The sequence below is a fragment of the Geobacillus sp. LEMMY01 genome, from assembly GCF_002042905.1.
GTDB lineage: Bacteria > Bacillota > Bacilli > Bacillales > Anoxybacillaceae > Geobacillus > Geobacillus proteiniphilus.
In genome coordinates this window covers 18,722-35,848 of the sequence record NZ_MVKA01000032.1, presented here as the reverse complement: position 1 = coordinate 35,848, position 17,127 = coordinate 18,722, and the positions used below count along the sequence as shown (strand labels likewise).

Annotated in this window: 16 protein-coding genes, 2 rRNA genes and 1 riboswitch; of the genes, 15 read left to right on the top strand and 3 right to left on the bottom strand. The window is 55.3% G+C overall.

Going from position 1 to position 17,127, the window contains the following annotated elements; genetic code table 11:
• Both B1A75_RS14905 and rrf read left to right on the top strand, forming a co-directional pair.
• A 23S ribosomal RNA gene (locus tag B1A75_RS14905) occupies positions 1-428 on the top strand; the annotation flags it as partial.
• A gap of 296 nt (positions 429-724) precedes the next feature.
• Positions 725-841 (top strand): 5S ribosomal RNA (gene rrf, locus B1A75_RS14895).
• Between the two features lie 252 nt (positions 842-1,093).
• Here the strand turns inward: rrf and B1A75_RS14890 are convergent.
• Complete coding sequence (locus B1A75_RS14890) at positions 1,094-1,537, bottom strand: Hsp20/alpha crystallin family protein (protein WP_066227389.1); 444 nt, start codon at positions 1,535-1,537, stop codon at positions 1,094-1,096.
• A 150-nt stretch (positions 1,538-1,687) separates the two neighbouring features.
• Positions 1,688-1,789: riboswitch (purine riboswitch) on the top strand.
• A 113-nt stretch (positions 1,790-1,902) separates the two neighbouring features.
• Here B1A75_RS14890 and purE point away from each other — a divergent pair.
• From purE to purD, 12 genes are all read left to right on the top strand, one after another.
• Positions 1,903-2,391 carry a 5-(carboxyamino)imidazole ribonucleotide mutase gene (purE, locus tag B1A75_RS14885; RefSeq protein WP_074044150.1) on the top strand — a complete coding sequence of 163 codons (489 nt, stop codon included), beginning with the start codon at positions 1,903-1,905 and terminating at the stop codon, positions 2,389-2,391.
• Entirely contained in the window at positions 2,384-3,532 is a 1,149-nt protein-coding gene (purK, locus tag B1A75_RS14880; protein ID WP_079936428.1) for a 5-(carboxyamino)imidazole ribonucleotide synthase, read from the top strand. Before purE ends, purK begins: the two co-directional genes overlap by 8 nt.
• Positions 3,529-4,824 (top strand): adenylosuccinate lyase, encoded by a 1,296-nt coding sequence (gene purB / locus B1A75_RS14875; RefSeq protein WP_013144127.1) that lies wholly within the window; start codon positions 3,529-3,531, stop codon positions 4,822-4,824. Before purK ends, purB begins: the two co-directional genes overlap by 4 nt.
• 60 nt (positions 4,825-4,884) lie before the next feature.
• Entirely contained in the window at positions 4,885-5,628 is a 744-nt protein-coding gene (purC, locus tag B1A75_RS14870) for a phosphoribosylaminoimidazolesuccinocarboxamide synthase (RefSeq protein ID WP_074044148.1), read from the top strand.
• Entirely contained in the window at positions 5,616-5,870 is a 255-nt protein-coding gene (gene purS, locus B1A75_RS14865; RefSeq protein ID WP_013144128.1) for a phosphoribosylformylglycinamidine synthase subunit PurS, read from the top strand. Before purC ends, purS begins: the two co-directional genes overlap by 13 nt.
• Positions 5,867-6,553, top strand: a complete 687-nt coding sequence (purQ, locus tag B1A75_RS14860) for a phosphoribosylformylglycinamidine synthase subunit PurQ (RefSeq protein WP_074044147.1) — start codon at positions 5,867-5,869, stop codon at positions 6,551-6,553. The genes purS and purQ overlap by 4 nt, the downstream gene beginning before the upstream one ends.
• On the top strand, positions 6,537-8,765 hold the full coding sequence (purL, locus tag B1A75_RS14855; protein WP_079936427.1) for a phosphoribosylformylglycinamidine synthase subunit PurL: 2,229 nt from the start codon (positions 6,537-6,539) through the stop codon (positions 8,763-8,765). Before purQ ends, purL begins: the two co-directional genes overlap by 17 nt.
• On the top strand, positions 8,741-10,153 hold the full coding sequence (purF, locus tag B1A75_RS14850; protein ID WP_079936426.1) for an amidophosphoribosyltransferase: 1,413 nt from the start codon (positions 8,741-8,743) through the stop codon (positions 10,151-10,153). The genes purL and purF overlap by 25 nt, the downstream gene beginning before the upstream one ends.
• Before the next feature lie 123 nt (positions 10,154-10,276).
• Positions 10,277-11,317, top strand: a complete 1,041-nt coding sequence (purM, locus tag B1A75_RS14845; protein ID WP_074044144.1) for a phosphoribosylformylglycinamidine cyclo-ligase — start codon at positions 10,277-10,279, stop codon at positions 11,315-11,317.
• Positions 11,314-11,892: a phosphoribosylglycinamide formyltransferase gene (purN, locus tag B1A75_RS14840; RefSeq protein WP_074044143.1), complete on the top strand. Its 579-nt coding sequence runs from the start codon at positions 11,314-11,316 to the stop codon at positions 11,890-11,892. Before purM ends, purN begins: the two co-directional genes overlap by 4 nt.
• A gap of 17 nt (positions 11,893-11,909) precedes the next feature.
• A complete protein-coding gene (purH, locus tag B1A75_RS14835) occupies positions 11,910-13,448 on the top strand; it encodes a bifunctional phosphoribosylaminoimidazolecarboxamide formyltransferase/IMP cyclohydrolase (protein ID WP_074044156.1) in 1,539 nt (512 codons plus the stop codon).
• A gap of 23 nt (positions 13,449-13,471) precedes the next feature.
• A complete protein-coding gene (gene purD, locus B1A75_RS14830; protein WP_074044142.1) occupies positions 13,472-14,764 on the top strand; it encodes a phosphoribosylamine--glycine ligase in 1,293 nt (430 codons plus the stop codon).
• Here the strand turns inward: purD and B1A75_RS20665 are convergent.
• Positions 14,718-14,822, bottom strand: a complete 105-nt coding sequence (locus tag B1A75_RS20665) for an EYxxD motif small membrane protein (protein WP_325048220.1) — start codon at positions 14,820-14,822, stop codon at positions 14,718-14,720. The genes purD and B1A75_RS20665 overlap by 47 nt on opposite strands.
• Before the next feature lie 209 nt (positions 14,823-15,031).
• Positions 15,032-15,277, bottom strand: a complete 246-nt coding sequence (locus tag B1A75_RS14825) for a YgaP family membrane protein (protein WP_074044141.1) — start codon at positions 15,275-15,277, stop codon at positions 15,032-15,034.
• Positions 15,278-15,373: 96 nt separating this feature from the next.
• On the opposite strand from B1A75_RS14825, the gene B1A75_RS14820 reads away from it, so the two are divergent.
• Positions 15,374-17,119: an adenine deaminase C-terminal domain-containing protein gene (locus B1A75_RS14820; RefSeq protein WP_074044140.1), complete on the top strand. Its 1,746-nt coding sequence runs from the start codon at positions 15,374-15,376 to the stop codon at positions 17,117-17,119.
• The last annotated feature ends 8 nt before the right edge of the window (positions 17,120-17,127 follow it).

The window sequence follows — 17,127 nt, the reverse complement described above, 5'->3', positions numbered from 1 at the left end:
TCCCCATCGACGGGGCGGTKTGGCACCKCGATGTCGGCTCATCGCATCCTGGGGCTGTAGTCGGTCCCAAGGGTTGGGCTGTTCGCCCATTAAAGCGGTACGCGAGCTGGGTTCAGAACGTCGTGAGACAGTTCGGTCCCTATCCGTCGCGGGCGSAGGAAATTTGAGAGGAGCTGTCCTTAGTACGAGAGGACCGGGATGGACGCACCGCTGGTGTACCAGTTGTCCCGCCAGGGGCACCGCTGGGTAGCTATGTGCGGACGGGATAAGCGCTGAAAGCATCTAAGCGTGAAGCCCCCCTCAAGATGAGATTTCCCACCGCGYRAAGCGGGTAAGATCCCTCGAAGATGACGAGGTCGATAGGTCCGAGGTGGAAGCGTGGCGACACGTGGAGCTGACGGATACTAATCGATCGAGGGCTTAACCTAGTGAGAAAAGTGGAGGCCGCCCGCTTATCGGCGAGGTGCGCTGGAGGGCCTGCGAGGAGGCTCGAACCAAGCAAAGCTTGGTTCTGCGTGGGTGGTATCACAGGAGCGTAAGCAATGTGTCGCCGCCGCAGCAGGACCGAAGCGTCGCGAGCCGATGGCGGCCGGAACTAGACAGTACGAAAAGTGGAAGCGCCGCGTCTTCTTCCGACGGTTATCTAGTTTTGAAGGAATGAACTTCCTTCTTGACATTGTTTGTTTTTCAAGTATAATAAATGATGTCAAAATCCAAATGCTTGCCTAGTGGCTATGGCGGAGGGGAAACACCCGTTCCCATCCCGAACACGGAAGTTAAGCCCTCCAGCGCCGATGGTAGTTGGGGCCAGCGCCCCTGCAAGAGTAGGTCGCTGCTAGGCAGGCAAAAAAATGAGGGAGCTGAATGGTTCTCTCATTATTTTTGCCTAATGGGAAATGAGTCATTTTGAATGACGCCATTTTCAATCCTCTCCCCCAAAATGTAAAGCGTGATCATCGTTTCCTAGACCCCCTTTTTCATAAAAGCGATAGGAAACGGAAACTCGCGTAAGGGTGTCCTGTACGGCATGGACACCCTCTTTTTTTATTTTTTCGGAAAGACAGGTATCTTCTTTTTTGCACTCGTGGGGAGATTATTCGCTTTTTTTGATGACAATTTTCTTTTTCGGCTCGTCAGGGATAAGTCGATGCAGATGGATGAACAACAGGCCGTTATGGTATGTTGCTTCGATGCGGTCCTCCTTGACGGCGAACGGCAGTGGGATTGTTTTTTGGAATTGGCCTTGGAAAATGCCTTCTTCCACTAGCTCAAACCCTTTGAAGTTTAGATTAATGGTTGCTTTCACTTCCAACGTTTTGTATGATACATACACTTCTGCATCTTCGATTTTTTCGAGCCCTGGGAGGCTGATGACAACGAGCAGTTCGTTGTCTTTTTTGTAGATGTTCATACCGGATGATGGCTTGTTCGATGACGGCAGCAACGGCTGGATGCTCCCCCAAAAATCATTTTGGAAAAATTGCTGCCAATGTTTTGTCCAATCGGAAAACGGCGTAAACGGGTTTTCTTTGGCCATCGTGTCTCTCCTCCTCCGCTCCTTCATCATATGCCGTTGTTTTCATTTGGTGATTTCAAAAACACGAACATTCGCTTTATTGATATATCGAATGTTCGATTTTTTCCTTGACACGTCTCAAAAACACCTGTTACTATAAAAGTAACTTCATAGTGTAATGAGAAGATCCCTCATATAATTTTGGGAATATGGCCCAAAAGTTTCTACCCAATAACCGTAAATTATTGGACTATGAGGGAAAGGATCGGTTTTGGCTTTTTTTTTTCGATCAGCAACTGTTAAAGCCCAGAACGATGCTTTCCCTCGTTTATGGACGGGAACGCATGTTCTGGGTTTTGTTGTGCTAGCAAAAGGAGTGAAACGGTATGAGCCCGCTCGTTGGGGTGATCATGGGAAGCCATTCGGATTGGGAAACGATGAAACATGCTTGCGCCATTTTGGAGGAATTGGGCGTTCCGTTTGAGAAAAAAGTCGTATCGGCGCACCGGACGCCGGATGAGATGTTTCTGTATGCGGAAACGGCGGAGGAGCGGGGCATTCGAGTGATCATTGCCGGAGCTGGCGGGGCGGCTCACTTGCCGGGGATGATCGCGGCGAAAACGACGCTGCCGGTGATTGGGGTGCCGGTGCAGTCAAAAGCATTGAATGGACTTGACTCGTTATTGTCGATTGTGCAAATGCCAGGCGGGGTGCCGGTGGCGACGGTGGCGATCGGCAAGGCGGGGGCGACCAACGCTGGACTGCTCGCCGCATCGATTCTTGGACTGCTTGAGCCACGCTATATGGAGGCGCTCAAAGCGCGGCGGGAAGCGATTCGCAAACAAATCGTAGAAAGCAGTGATCAATTTGACTAAGCAACGGATCGTTCCTGGGCAGACGATTGGCATCATCGGCGGGGGGCAGCTCGGGCGGATGATGGCTTTGGCGGCGCGCGAGATGGGCTTTCGCATTGCCGTGCTCGACCCAACGCCTGACTCCCCGTGCGGGCAAGTGGCTGATATCGAAATGATGGCGGCGTATCATGATTTGGACGCTATTGCCGAACTGGCGCGCGTGAGCGATGTCATTACGTACGAATTTGAAAATATCGATGCGCGAGCGCTTGAGTGGCTGGAGGCAAACGCCTATGTCCCGCAAGGAAGCCGACTGCTTGCGGTGACGCAAGACCGGGCGCTGGAGAAAGCGGCGATCGTTGATGCCGGCTTGCCGGTGGCGCCCTATGTCGAAGTGAATGGAGCGGAGGAACTTGAACAAGCCGTTCAGACGATCGGGTTCCCGTGCGTCTTGAAAACGCGGCGCGGCGGCTACGACGGCAAAGGGCAATATGTGCTGCGCGGCGAAGGCGATCTAGCCAAAGCGGCTGATTTGCTTCGGCTTGGCCCATGCATTTTGGAAGGCTGGGTGCCGTTTGTGAAGGAAATGTCGGTCATTGTCGCCCGCAACCTCGATGGTGAGACGGCTGTTTTTCCAGTGGCGGAAAATATTCATATCAAGAACATTTTGCATCAAACGATCGTTCCGGCCCGAATTCCGGAAAGCGTGCAAGAGCGGGCCATTCGCTACGCGGAAGTGTTGGCCGCATCGTTTTCGCTCGTTGGGACGCTGGCGGTGGAAATGTTTTTGACTGCGGACGGGGATATTTATATTAATGAGCTGGCCCCTAGACCGCACAACTCCGGACATTATACAATCAATGCATGCGCGACGTCGCAGTTTGCCCAGCACATCCGCGCCGTCTGCAACTGGCCGCTCGGATCGACCGAATTGTTGAAGCCGGCGGTGATGGTCAATATTTTAGGAGAGCACGTCGAGCCGGTCATTCGGCATATCGGTGCGTTCGACGGGGCGGTTTACGTCCATCTGTACGGCAAACACGAAGCGAAGCCGAAGCGGAAAATGGGGCATGTGACGGTGCTGGCAGACGATGTCGAGGCGGCGTTGGCGCGAATCGAATCGTGGCAAATTTGGCATGATCGGAGGCTGGAACGAGGATGATTGAACGTTACACAAGACCGGAAATGGGAGCGATTTGGACCGAGGAAAACCGCTTTAAGGCATGGCTTGAGGTGGAATTGCTCGCGTGCGAGGCGTGGGCCGAGCTTGGCGTCATCCCAAAAGAAGATGTCCGCCGCCTGCGTGAAAACGCGTCGTTTGACGTCAACCGCATTAAGGAAATCGAAGAAGAAACGCGCCATGATGTCGTCGCCTTCACCCGCGCTGTTTCTGAGACGCTCGGGGAAGAACGAAAATGGGTGCATTATGGTCTCACGTCGACCGATGTCGTCGATACGGCGTTAGGTTACCTGTTGAAACAGGCGAACGCGATTTTGCGGCGTGATTTGGAAAACTTCATTCAAGTGCTGAAAGAGAAAGCGCGCGAACATAAATACACGGTCATGATGGGGCGCACGCACGGCGTTCATGCCGAACCGACGACGTTCGGTCTGAAGCTGGCGCTTTGGTATGCGGAGATGGTGCGGAATTTGGAGCGGTTTGAACAAGCAGCCAAGATGGTGGAAGTAGGGAAAATTTCCGGCGCAGTCGGCACGTACGCCAACGTGGATCCGTTTGTGGAGCAGTATGTTTGTGAAAAACTCGGCTTGACGCCGGCGCCGATTTCGACGCAGACGCTGCAGCGCGACCGCCACGCTTACTATATGGCGACACTGGCGCTCATTGCGACATCGATTGAAAAATTTGCCGTCGAGATTCGCGGCTTGCAAAAAAGCGAAGTGCGCGAAGTCGAAGAGTTTTTCGCCAAAGGACAAAAAGGCTCATCAGCGATGCCGCATAAGCGCAATCCGATCGGTTCGGAAAACATGACCGGCATGGCGCGCGTCATTCGCGGCTATATGGTGACGGCGTATGAAAACGTGCCGCTTTGGCATGAACGCGACATTTCCCATTCGTCGGCGGAACGCATCATTTTGCCGGATGCGACGATTGCGTTGAACTATATGTTGAACCGATTCGCTAATATCGTGAAACATTTGCTTGTGTACCCGGAAAACATGAAAAAAAATATGGAGCGCACGTTCGGGCTCATTTATTCGCAGCGCGTCTTGCTCGCCTTGATCGACAAGGGGATGACGCGCGAGGAGGCGTACGATTTGGTACAGCCGAAAGCGATGGAAGCGTGGGAGAGACAAGTGCCGTTCCGCTCGCTTCTTGAAGCGGATGAGCGTATCATGAGCCGGCTGACGAAAGAGGAGCTCGATGATTGCTTTGATTATCGCCATCATTTGAAACATGTCGATACGATTTTTGCCCGCTTAGGGTTGGAGTGAGCGGCTGCCGGCTGGTCGAAGCCGGCAGGCTATACAAAAGATTTTCAATCTTCTGGATAAATGGAGGCGTTGATCGTGCCGACGAAACAACAGCTGTTATATGAAGGGAAAGCGAAAAAAATTTACGCGACTGACGAGCCAGATGTGCTTTGGGTCGAGTACAAAGACAGCGCAACGGCGTTTAACGGCGAAAAAAAGGCGACGATAGCCGGCAAAGGGCGGCTCAATAACGAGATTTCCAGCTTGTTGTTTTTGAAGCTGCGCGAAGCAGGCATTACCAATCATTTTATTGAAAAGCTGTCGCCAACGGAACAATTGGTCCGACGCGTGACGATCATCCCGCTTGAAGTCGTTGTCCGCAATGTGGTAGCGGGAAGTTTAGCCAAGCGGATCGGTCTAGAGGAAGGGACGCCGCTTGAGGCGCCGCTTGTTGAGTTTTATTACAAAAACGACGACCTTGGCGACCCGCTGTTGTTGGAAGATCATATCTTCATTTTAAAACTCGCCAGCCGCGAGGAAGTCGCCGCGCTGAAGCAGGCCGCGCTTGCGGTGAATGACGTGCTGCGCCTCCATTTTGCCGAGCGGAACGTGAGATTAATTGATTTTAAGCTTGAGTTCGGCCGTACGGCGGACGGAGCCATCCTCTTGGCGGATGAGATCTCACCGGACACGTGCCGGTTATGGGACGCAAAGACGAACGAAAAGTTCGACAAAGACGTGTTCCGCCGCGACTTGGGCAGTTTGACGGATGCGTACGAAGTCATTTTACAACGGTTAGGGGGAGAATCGGCATGTACAAAGTAAAAGTGTATGTCACGTTGCGCGAGAGTGTGTTGGATCCGCAAGGAACGGCGGTGAAGGGGGCGCTGCATAGCTTATCGTATACGGAAGTGAAAGATGTACGAATCGGGAAGTTTATGGAGCTCGTGATTGAAGAGAGTGGCCGCGACATCAACGAGCTCGTCCGCGAGATGTGCGAAAAGCTGCTCGCCAATCCGGTCATTGAAGATTATCGCTATGAAATCGAGGAGGCCGTCGCCCGATGAAGTTTGCCGTCGTTGTGTTTCCGGGGTCGAATTGCGATGTCGATATGTACCATGCGATCGCCGACGAACTCGGCGAAGAGGTTGAATACGTTTGGCATGAAGAAGACAACTTGGATCGCTTTGACGCCATTTTGCTTCCGGGCGGGTTTTCGTACGGCGATTACTTGCGTTCCGGAGCCATTGCCCGTTTCTCCAAGGTGATGGCTGCAGTGAAAAAAGCCGCCGAAGCGGGAAAACCGGTGCTAGGGGTGTGCAACGGGTTTCAAATTTTGCTCGAAGCCGGCTTGCTTCCTGGGGCGATGCGCCGCAATCAAGGGCTGAAATTCATCTGCCGGCCGGTGCAGCTGACGGTGGAAAATAATGAAACGATGTTTACGTCTGCCTACGAAAAAGGCGAAGTCATTACGATTCCGATCGCCCATGGCGAAGGGAATTATTATTGTGATGAACAGACGCTCGAGCGCCTTGTCGAGAACCGGCAAATTGTGTTCCGTTACCATGGGGAAAATCCGAACGGCAGCTTGGCGGATATTGCCGGCATCGTCAACGAACGGGGCAATGTACTCGGCATGATGCCGCATCCGGAGCGGGCGGTCGACGCCTTGCTCGGCAGCGCGGACGGGTTGAAACTATTCCGATCGATCGTCAACTATTGGAGGGAGACGCATGTCGTTACTGCTTGAGCCGAGCGCGGCGATGATCAAAGAACAAAAGTTGTACCGCGAGATGGGGTTAACAGACGAAGAGTTCGCGCGCATTGAAGCGATTTTGGGGAGACTGCCGAACTACACGGAAACCGGCATTTTTGCCGTCATGTGGTCGGAGCATTGCAGCTACAAAAACTCCAAGCCGGTGCTGAAAAAATTCCCGACTGATGGTCCGCACGTGCTGCAAGGGCCGGGCGAGGGCGCGGGCATTGTCGATATCGGCGACGGGTTGGCGGTGGCGTTTAAAATCGAAAGCCATAATCACCCGTCAGCGATTGAGCCGTACCAAGGAGCGGCGACCGGGGTCGGCGGCATCATCCGCGACGTCTTTTCAATGGGAGCGCGGCCGATCGCACTGCTCAACTCGCTTCGATTTGGCGAATTGACGTCGTCGCGCGTCAAATATTTGTTTGAGCAAGTCGTCGCCGGCATTGCCGGGTACGGCAACTGCGTCGGCATCCCGACCGTCGGTGGCGAGGTGCAGTTCGATCCGGCGTATGAAGGCAACCCATTAGTCAACGCCATGTGCGTCGGGATCATTCGCCATGAGGACATTCAGCGCGGTATCGCGACCGGGGTCGGCAATACGGTCATGTACGTCGGGGCGAAAACGGGCCGCGACGGCATCCACGGGGCGACGTTTGCTTCGGAAGAGTTGAACGAACAGTCGGAAGCGAAGCGCCCGGCCGTGCAAGTCGGCGACCCGTTTATGGAAAAACTGCTGCTTGAGGCGTGTCTTGAAGCAGTCAAGTCCGATGCGTTAGTCGGCATTCAAGACATGGGCGCCGCGGGGCTTACGAGCTCATCGGCCGAGATGGCAAGCAAAGGCGGATTTGGCATCGAAATGAATTTGGATCTCGTCCCGCAGCGTGAGGCGGGCATGACGCCGTACGAAATGATGCTGTCCGAATCGCAGGAACGGATGTTGCTTGTCGTCAAGCAAGGAAGGGAAGCGGAAATCGCCGCGATTTTTGCCAAATACGGCCTCGAAGCGAAAGCGATCGGCAAAGTGACCGATGACAAAATGCTCCGTCTGTTTTTCCGCGGCGAGGTGGCGGCGGAGATCCCGGTGGACGCCTTGGCGAAAGACGCGCCGGTGTATCATAAACCGTCTGCGGAGCCGGCTTATTACCGCGAGTTTCAAGCGATGCCGCCGTATATTCCGCACATCGAAGACTACAATCAAACATTGCTCGGGCTGCTCGCCCAGCCGACGATTGCCAGCAAAGAATGGGTGTACGACCAGTACGACTATATGGTGCGGACGAATACGGTCGTCGCCCCAGGATCGGACGCGGCGGTCGTGCGCATTCGCGGCACGAACAAGGCGCTTGCGCTGACCACCGACTGTAACTCGCGCTACTTGTATTTGGATCCGGAAACGGGCGGGAAAATCGCGGTCGCCGAGGCGGCGCGCAATGTCGTCTGCTCCGGAGCGAAGCCGCTCGCCATTACTGACTGCCTCAACTTTGGCAGCCCGGAAAAGCCGGAGATTTTCTGGCAACTCGAAAAAGCGGTCGACGGGATGAGCGAAGCGTGCCGGGCGCTCGGGACGCCGGTGGTGAGCGGCAACGTCTCGCTGTACAATGAAACGAACGGGGAGGCCGTGTACCCAACCCCGGTCGTTGGCATGGTCGGGCTCATTGATGATCTTTCCCATATTACGACTCAGTCGTTTAAGCAAGCGGGCGACCTCATTTACGTGATCGGCGAGGCGAAGCCGGAGTTTGGCGGCAGCGAGCTGCAAAAATGGTTGGAAGGCCGCATTTTCGGAAAAGCACCGGAGATTGACTTAGAGGTGGAAGCAAGCCGCCAGCGCCAGCTGCTTGCTGCGATCCGCGCGGGGGTGGTGGCGTCAGCGCATGATATTGCCGAAGGGGGCTTAGCCGTTGCGCTTGCTGAGTGTGTCATGGGTGCTTCGGGGCTTGGCGCCAAGGTGACGATCGGCGGTGACCTCGTCAGTGAACTGTTCAGCGAAACGCAATCACGCTTTGTTGTCTCGGTGAAAAAAGAGCAAAAAGAGGCGTTTGAGCAACTGGTTGAAGCGAAACAAATCGGCGAAGTGACAGACGACGGCGCATTGGTGGTGAACGGGGAGCACGGTGAGACGCTCATTCACCTTTCCGTTGCCAAGATGCGAAACGTCTGGAAAGGGGCTATTCCATGCTTGCTGAAATCAAAGGATTGAACGAGGAGTGCGGCATTTTCGGCATTTGGGGGCATGAAGACGCTGCCCGTCTCACGTATTACGGGCTTCACAGCCTGCAGCACCGTGGGCAGGAAGGGGCCGGCATCGTTGTCGCGCATAACGGGAGTTTATCCGTCCATAAAGGGATGGGGCTGGTGACCGATGTGTTTCAAAGCGGCACGCTCGATGCGCTCCGAGGGTCCGCGGCGATCGGCCATGTCCGCTATTCGACGGCGGGCGGGGGCGGCTATGAAAACGTCCAGCCGCTCTTGTTCCGCTCACAAACCGGCGCGATGGCGTTGGCCCATAACGGCAACTTGACAAACGCCATTGAGTTGAAGCTCGCGCTTGAAGGGCAAGGAAGCATTTTTCAGACGACATCGGATACGGAAGTGTTCGCCCATCTCATCCGCCGCAGCCAAGCGCCGACGTTTGTGGAGCAAATGAAAGAGGCGCTCAGTCAGATCGAAGGGGCATTTGCGTTTTTGCTGCTGACGGAAAAGGCGCTCTATGCGGCGCTTGATCCGCATGGGTTCCGGCCGCTGTCGCTCGGCCGACTCGGTTCGGCGTATGTCATCGCTTCCGAAACATGCGCGTTTGACGTCATCGGCGCCACATACGAGCGGGAAGTGGCGCCTGGGGAATTGCTCATCATCAGCCGCGAAGGGGTGCGTTCAGAACGGTTCGCTCCTGAGCAGCCGCGGTCGATTTGCAGCATGGAGTACATTTATTTCGCTCGTCCGGACAGCCATGTCGACGGCATCAATGTCCATACGGCCCGAAAAAACTTAGGAAAGCGGCTGGCCTTGGAAGCGCCGGCAGAGGCTGACATTGTCACCGGCGTGCCGGACTCAAGCATCTCTGTTGCCATCGGCTACGCTGAGGCGAGCGGCATTCCATACGAATTGGGCTTGATTAAAAACCGGTATGTCGGGCGGACGTTCATCCAGCCGTCGCAGGCGTTGCGCGAGCAAGGAGTGAAAATGAAGCTGTCGCCGGTGCGCGGGGTTGTTGCCGGCAAGCGGGTCGTGATGGTGGATGATTCGATCGTGCGCGGGACGACGAGCCGGCGCATCGTCTCGATGCTCCGCGAAGCGGGAGCGGTCGAAGTGCACGTGCGCATCAGCGCGCCGCCGATCACCCATCCTTGCTTTTACGGCATTGATACCTCGTCAAAGGAAGAATTGATCGCGGCGAATCGCACTGTGGAAGAGATTCGGCGCTTGATTGGCGCTGATTCCCTCGCCTTTATCAGCCAGGAAGGGATGCTTGAGGCCATCGGGCGTCCGGACATCTCGCCGCAGCGCGGGCAATGTTTGGCGTGTTTCACTGGTCAATATCCGACCCGCCTCGGTCAAGCGGCGCGGCCATGTCTGACGATGAAATGATGGAGGAAGTATAACGGGTGCAGCCGACGGGTGTGGTGGCGCGTTTCCGCGAGAGAAACGCTGCGCAACAAGAGCGCCGCCTGGCGTCCGGAGCGCGATGGGCGGCGAAAAGGAGGAGTTGACGTGGCAAAGGCATATAAACAAGCAGGGGTCGACATCGAGGCCGGTTATCAGGCCGTCGCCCTCATGAAAGAGCACGTGCAAAAAACGATGCGTCCCGAAGTGCTGGGCGGGATCGGCGGGTTTGGCGGCTTGTTTGATCTATCCGCGCTTGGCTACCGGCAGCCGGTGCTTGTTTCCGGCACGGACGGTGTCGGAACGAAGTTGAAACTAGCGTTTTTGCTTGACCGGCATGATACGATCGGCATCGACTGCGTCGCTATGTGTGTCAACGATATTATTGTCCAAGGGGCGGAGCCGCTCTTTTTCCTCGACTATATCGCTTGCGGCAAGGCGGTGCCGGAGAAAATCGCCGCCATCGTCAAAGGGGTGGCCGACGGCTGCGTCGAAGCCGGCTGCGCCTTGATCGGCGGGGAGACCGCGGAAATGCCAGGAATGTATGATGAAGATGAGTATGATTTGGCTGGGTTTGCGGTCGGCGTTGCGGAAAAAGAGCGACTCATAACCGGAGAGACGATTCGAGCGGGCGATGCGCTTGTCGGCCTGCCATCAAGCGGCCTTCACAGCAACGGCTATTCGCTTGTGCGCCGCATCGTGTTTGAACAAGCGAAATTGTCGCTTGATGAGATTTACGAGCCGCTTGATGTTCCGCTCGGCGAGGAGTTATTGAAGCCGACGCGCATTTATGCGAAACTGTTGCGCTCTGTGCGCGAGCGGTTTACGATCAAAGGGATGGCGCATATTACCGGCGGCGGGTTTATCGAAAACATTCCGCGCATGCTGCCGCCAGGAATCGGTGCGCGCATTCAGCTCGGTTCATGGCCGATTTTGCCGATTTTTGACTTTTTGCGTGAAAAGGGCAGCCTTGAGGAAGAAGAAATGTTTTCCGTCTTTAATATGGGCATCGGCCTTGTGCTCGCTGTCAGTCCGGAAACGGCGGCGCCTCTTGTTGAGTGGCTTTCGGAACGAGGTGAACCGGCGTACATCATCGGCGAAGTGGCCGAAGGAGCGGGCGTGTCGTTTGCTGGAGGGGGCCGGGCATGAAGCGGCTGGCGGTGTTCGCTTCAGGAAGCGGCACGAACTTTCAAGCGATCGTGGACGCGGCCAAACGCGGCGATTTGCCGGCGGAGATTGCTCTCCTTGTCTGCGACCGCCCAGGTGCGAAAGTCATTGAACGAGCGGCGCGCGAAAACGTGCCGGCGTTCGTGTTTTCCCCAAAAGACTACCCGTCCAAAGCGGCGTTTGAGAGCGAGATTTTGCGTGAGCTAAAGGGGCGCCAAATCGACTGGATTGCGTTGGCCGGCTATATGCGCTTGATCGGGCCGACGCTGCTTTCGGCTTATGAGGGGAAGATCGTCAACATCCATCCGTCGCTGTTGCCCGCGTTTCCGGGCAAAGATGCGATCGGCCAAGCGTATCGGGCTGGTGTATCGGAAACGGGCGTCACCGTTCATTACGTCGATGAGGGAATGGATACCGGGCCGGTCATCGCCCAGCGCGTTGTTCCGATCGTGCCGGGCGAGCCGATCGAGGCGCTTGAGGCGCGCATCCATCAAGTCGAACACGAGCTGTACCCGACGGTGTTGCGCATGCTGCTAGGGGAAAAGGAACAACAATGAAGAAAGGATCGAAAACGATGGCAGTGAAACGAGCTTTGATCAGCGTGTCCAATAAGGAAGGCATCATTCCGTTTGCGAAGAAGCTGGCTGAACTTGGCATTGAAATCATTTCGACCGGTGGGACGAAACGAGCGCTTGAAGACGCCGGCGTTCCAGTCATTTCGATTTCCGATGTCACCGGCTTTCCGGAAATTTTGGACGGGCGCGTCAAAACGCTGCATCCGGCCATTCACGGCGGCATTTTGGCGGTGCGCAGCGATGAGCGCCACCAAGCAGCGCTCGCAGAGCATGGCATTCGCCCGATCGATTTGGTCGTCGTCAACTTGTATCCGTTCCAACAAACGATCGCCAAACCGGATGTGACGCTCGCGGAGGCGATTGAAAACATCGATATCGGCGGCCCGACGATGGTGCGTGCGGCGGCGAAAAACTATGCTGATGTCGCGATTGTCGTCGATCCAGCCGACTATCCGATGGTGATTGAAGAACTGAAAACGACCGGTTCGATCCAAGCAAAAACGCGGCAACAACTGGCGGCGAAAGCTTTCCGCCATACGGCGGCGTATGACGCGATGATTGCGGAGTATTTAACAAACCTCACCGGAGAGAACTATCCGGAAACGCTCACTGTCACGTATACGAAAAAACAATCATTGCGCTATGGCGAGAATCCGCATCAATCGGCAGCGTTTTACGCCAAACCGCTCGGTGCGGCGTTCTCGATTGCCAAAGCGGCACAGTTGCACGGCAAAGAGTTGTCGTACAACAACATTAACGACGCCAATGCGGCGATCAACCTCATTCGCGAATTTCAAGAGCCGGCTGTGGCAGCCATCAAACATATGAATCCGTGCGGCGTCGGCATCGGCGCGACGCTTCTTGAGGCGTTTACGAAAGCGTACGAGGCTGACCCGGTGTCGATTTTCGGCGGCATTATTGCGGTCAACCGTGAAGTGGACAAAGAAACAGCCGAACGGATGCACGACATCTTTTTGGAAATCGTCATCGCTCCGTCATTCAGCGATGAGGCGCTTGCCATTTTGACGAAAAAGAAAAACATCCGTCTGTTGACGCTTGATTTTACAGCGCCGGAAGTCAAGGAAAAAATGCTCGTTTCCGTCAATGGCGGCTTGCTCGTCCAAGAGGCCGATACGTTCACGCTCGAAGACGCTGAATGGAACGTCGTCACGAAGCGTGAGCCGACAGAAGCGGAGCGCGAACAGCTTCGGTTTGCTTGGAAGGTTGTCAAACATGTGAAATCGAATGCGATTGTACTGGCCAAAAACGGGATGACGGTCGGCGTCGGCGCCGGGCAAATGAACCGGGTCGGCGCGGCCAAAATTGCGATCGAACAAGCCGGGGAACAGGCGGTTGGCGCCGTGTTGGCGTCCGATGCGTTCTTCCCGATGGACGATACGGTCGAGGCGGCGGCGAAAGCCGGCATTACCGCTATCATTCAGCCGGGCGGCTCGATTCGCGACGCGGATTCGATCCGCAAGGCCGATGAGTACGGCATGGCTATGGTGTTCACCGGCGTGCGCCACTTTAAACATTAAGCGTGGCAAAGGAGAGGGAGACGATGAATGTACTGGTCATCGGACGAGGCGGGCGCGAGCACGCCATCGCCTGGAAAGCGGCGCAAAGCCCGCTTGTTGGCAAGCTGTATGTAGCGCCGGGCAACCCGGGCATCGCGGACGTGGCGGAATTGGTCCATATTGATGAGCTCGATATTGAGGCATTGGTGCAATTTGCGAAACAACAGGCGATCGATTTGACGATCGTCGGGCCGGAAGCGCCGCTTGCTTCCGGCATCGTTGACCGTTTTATGGCCGAAGGGCTTCGCATTTTCGGCCCAAGCCAAGCGGCGGCGCTCATTGAAGGAAGCAAGGCGTTTGCCAAAGAACTGATGAAGAAATACGGCATCCCAACGGCGGACCATGCGACCTTTACGTCGTACGAAGAGGCGAAAGCTTACATTGAACAAAAAGGCGCGCCGATCGTCATTAAAGCGGATGGGTTGGCCGCCGGAAAAGGCGTCACCGTCGCCCAAACGGTGGAAGAAGCGCTTGCCGCGGCGAAGGCAGCGCTTGTCGACGGACAATTCGGCACAGCCGGCAGTCAAGTTGTCATTGAGGAGTATTTAGAAGGGGAAGAATTTTCGTTTATGGCGTTCGTTAACGGCGAGAAGGTGTATCCGCTCGCCATTGCCCAAGACCATAAGCGGGCGTATGACGGAGACGAGGGACCGAACACCGGCGGCATGGGAGCCTACTCGCCGGTGCCGCAAATTTCGGATGAGATGATTGATGCCGCGCTAGAGGCCATTTTGCGGCCGGCGGCGAAAGCGTTGGCGGCGGAAGGACGGCCGTTTCTTGGCGTGCTGTACGCTGGATTGATGGCCACGGCAAATGGGCCAAAAGTGATCGAATTTAACGCCCGCTTTGGCGATCCGGAAGCGCAAGTCGTACTGCCGCGTCTAAAGACCGATTTGGTGGAAGCGATACTAGCGGTGATGGATGGAAAAGAGTTGGAGCTTGAATGGACGGACGAGGCGGTGCTTGGCGTCGTGCTGGCAGCTAAAGGCTACCCGGGGGCTTACGAGCGCGGGGCCGAAATCCGCGGGTTGGACCGAATCTCCCCTGATGCGTTGTTGTTCCATGCTGGCACGAAACGGGAAGGCGGCGCATGGTACACGAATGGCGGACGCGTTCTCCTGTTGGCGGCCAAAGGGGAGACGCTTGCCGAAGCGAAGGAAAGAGCGTACGAGCAATTGGCCGCGATCGACTGCGACGGCTTATTTTATCGGCGCGACATCGGCCGGCGCGCTATCGAACGCGCCTCCGCCGCATATACACGTACGAAAGGGCGATAATGCCGCCGATTAACGCGGCCAATACGAACGACATATCGGTCATATACTCGAGCAGCATGGTGGTTCACTCCTTTGTAGTCGAAGGTGTCCCAAGTATGGGACACCTTTTTTGGCATGAAGTGCAGTGTAATCCTAAAAGCGGCGGAAAAGGACACGGCCGTTGGGCAATGCCTTCCTTTTCGGCTGACGGCAAGAAGTCATCTTGAGAAATCCCTAAGCCGCTATAAGCGGGTGCTTTCAACCGTTATGTTTAACCGATTCCGGCTGTTATGTCGGGTTCATGACCGCCTCTTTTTGTTCGTCAAGCAGCTGCCGGCGCTGCATATTGTCAAACAGGGCGGTCATCGGACAAAAACGGGTGATTCCTTCTCCGACTTTCATCGCTCCAAGCAAAGCGGCCCACAAATAGGATGTGCACCATGGCCGCCGGGCGAGGCGGGCGGTGGCCCAGGCGATGACAGTCAGGCCAACTGTGATGCGAATGAATGCGTTCACAATGCCGATATTCGCCATCGGTCTGTCCCCTCTTTATATTTTTTATTGTGAAAGTCGCTTTTGTGCGTTAAAATGGTTGTATGGAACGATTAGGAAACAAGGGACGGGGTGTCAATGGGCGAACAACGTTACCGATGGAAAGGCAGTGAGCTGCGGGAACAAGCAGCCATCATCGATGGCAAACAATCACCGACGAAAGTATTAGTGAACGCGACGTATTTGCATTCGTATTTTCGTGAATGGGTAAAAGGAAATATATGGATACATGACGACCGCATCGTGTATGCCGGCGAGCGGTTCCCCGATCGTGTCGATGATGCGTGCGAGATCGTCGACTGCCGTGGGTACGTGCTCGTTCCCGGCTACATTGAGCCGCATGTTCATCCATTTCAATTATATAATCCCCATTCGTTTGCTCGTTATGCAGCGGCGCACGGGACAACAACGCTCCTCAATGACAACTTGTTTTTGCTTTTGCAGCTGGATGATGAAGAGGCGTTTTTATTTTTACAAGAAATGAATGCGCTTCCAACATCGATGTATTGGTGGTGCCGGTTTGATGGGCAAACGGAGCTCGAGCGCGAAGAGGAACAAGTGTCCAATGCTCGGATCAAGCGCTGGCTTGACCAAGAGGCGGTGCTTCAAGGCGGTGAGTTGACCTCATGGCCAAAAGTGATCAGCGGCGATGACATCATCTTGTATTGGATGCAAGAAGCGCATCGGCGGCGCCGCAAAATTGAAGGGCATTTTCCGGGGGCGTCGGAAAAGACGCTTGTCAAAATGGCGCTCTTTGGCGCGGATGGCGACCATGAGGCAATGACGGGAAAGGAAGTGCGCATGCGCCTTTGGCACGGCTATACGGTCACGCTCCGCCACTCATCGATTCGCCCCGATTTGCCGGTGCTGCTTGAAGAGATGAAAGCGCTTGGCATCCGGCATTATGATAAATGCTTGTTGACGACGGATGGCTCGCCGCCGGCGTTTTATGAGAATGGGGTGATCGACTGGCTGATCCGCATCGCGATCGAGCATGGCGTGCCGGTGATCGATGCCTATGCGATGGCGACGATCAACGCCGCCCGCCACTACGGCATCGAGCATCTTCACGGCAGCATTGCCACCGGCCGCATTGCCCATATCAACTTTTTGCGTTCGGCTCACGATCCGACGCCAGCGCAAGTGCTCGCCAAAGGCGAATGGGTGAAGCGCGATGGAGAAGCGCCGCCTCTCTGGCCGACGCCGAAATGGGACCGGTTTGGCATTCGGCCGCTTTCGTTGTCATGGGAGCTTGACTGGGATGATTTGCAATTTTCGATGCCGATGGGATTGTGTATGGAAAACGCTGTAATTTTAAAACCGTATTCCGTATCGATCGATACGTCGCGCGACCGTTTAGGGCATGACCATGATGAATGTTTTTTGGCCTTGTTTGACCGAAACGGGCGCTGGCGCGTCAATACGATGTTAAAAGGCTTTGCATCGGCGCTTGGCGGGCTGGCGAGTTCTTACTCGAACACCGGGGATTTGATTTTGATCGGCAAGCATAAGGAAGATATGATGCTCGCCTTCCGACGGATGCAGGAGATCGGCGGCGGCATTGTGCTCGCTGAGGACGGAGAGATTTTGTTTGAGCTCTCGCTTCCTTTAGGCGGCATGATGTCCTCCTTGGAGGTGGATGAATTGATCAACGAAGAAAAAACGTTCGTCCGTTTGCTGCGCAAGCGCGGATATCCGTTCGAAGACCCGGTGTATTCGCTGCTCTTTTTGCAATCGACCCACCTGCCGTATGTGCGCGTCACCCAACGCGGCATTTATGATGTCATGCACAAAACGGTACTCTTTCCTTCGATAATGCGGTAAAATAAAAA

Bases quoted from the DNA above. Each gene is read 5' to 3' on its own strand.
- B1A75_RS14890 (WP_066227389.1), bottom strand. From the start codon at position 1,537: ATGGCCAAAGAAAACCCGTTTACGCCGTTTTCCGATTGGACAAAACAT.
- purE (WP_074044150.1), top strand. From the start codon at position 1,903: ATGAGCCCGCTCGTTGGGGTGATCATGGGAAGCCATTCGGATTGGGAA.
- purB (WP_013144127.1), top strand. From the start codon at position 3,529: ATGATTGAACGTTACACAAGACCGGAAATGGGAGCGATTTGGACCGAG.
- purC (WP_074044148.1), top strand. From the start codon at position 4,885: ATGGAGGCGTTGATCGTGCCGACGAAACAACAGCTGTTATATGAAGGG.
- purS (WP_013144128.1), top strand. From the start codon at position 5,616: ATGTACAAAGTAAAAGTGTATGTCACGTTGCGCGAGAGTGTGTTGGAT.
- purQ (WP_074044147.1), top strand. From the start codon at position 5,867: ATGAAGTTTGCCGTCGTTGTGTTTCCGGGGTCGAATTGCGATGTCGAT.
- purL (WP_079936427.1), top strand. From the start codon at position 6,537: ATGTCGTTACTGCTTGAGCCGAGCGCGGCGATGATCAAAGAACAAAAG.
- purF (WP_079936426.1), top strand. From the start codon at position 8,741: ATGCTTGCTGAAATCAAAGGATTGAACGAGGAGTGCGGCATTTTCGGC.
- purN (WP_074044143.1), top strand. From the start codon at position 11,314: ATGAAGCGGCTGGCGGTGTTCGCTTCAGGAAGCGGCACGAACTTTCAA.
- purH (WP_074044156.1), top strand. From the start codon at position 11,910: ATGGCAGTGAAACGAGCTTTGATCAGCGTGTCCAATAAGGAAGGCATC.
- purD (WP_074044142.1), top strand. From the start codon at position 13,472: ATGAATGTACTGGTCATCGGACGAGGCGGGCGCGAGCACGCCATCGCC.
- B1A75_RS20665 (WP_325048220.1), bottom strand. From the start codon at position 14,822: ATGCTGCTCGAGTATATGACCGATATGTCGTTCGTATTGGCCGCGTTA.
- B1A75_RS14825 (WP_074044141.1), bottom strand. From the start codon at position 15,277: ATGGCGAATATCGGCATTGTGAACGCATTCATTCGCATCACAGTTGGC.
- B1A75_RS14820 (WP_074044140.1), top strand. From the start codon at position 15,374: ATGGGCGAACAACGTTACCGATGGAAAGGCAGTGAGCTGCGGGAACAA.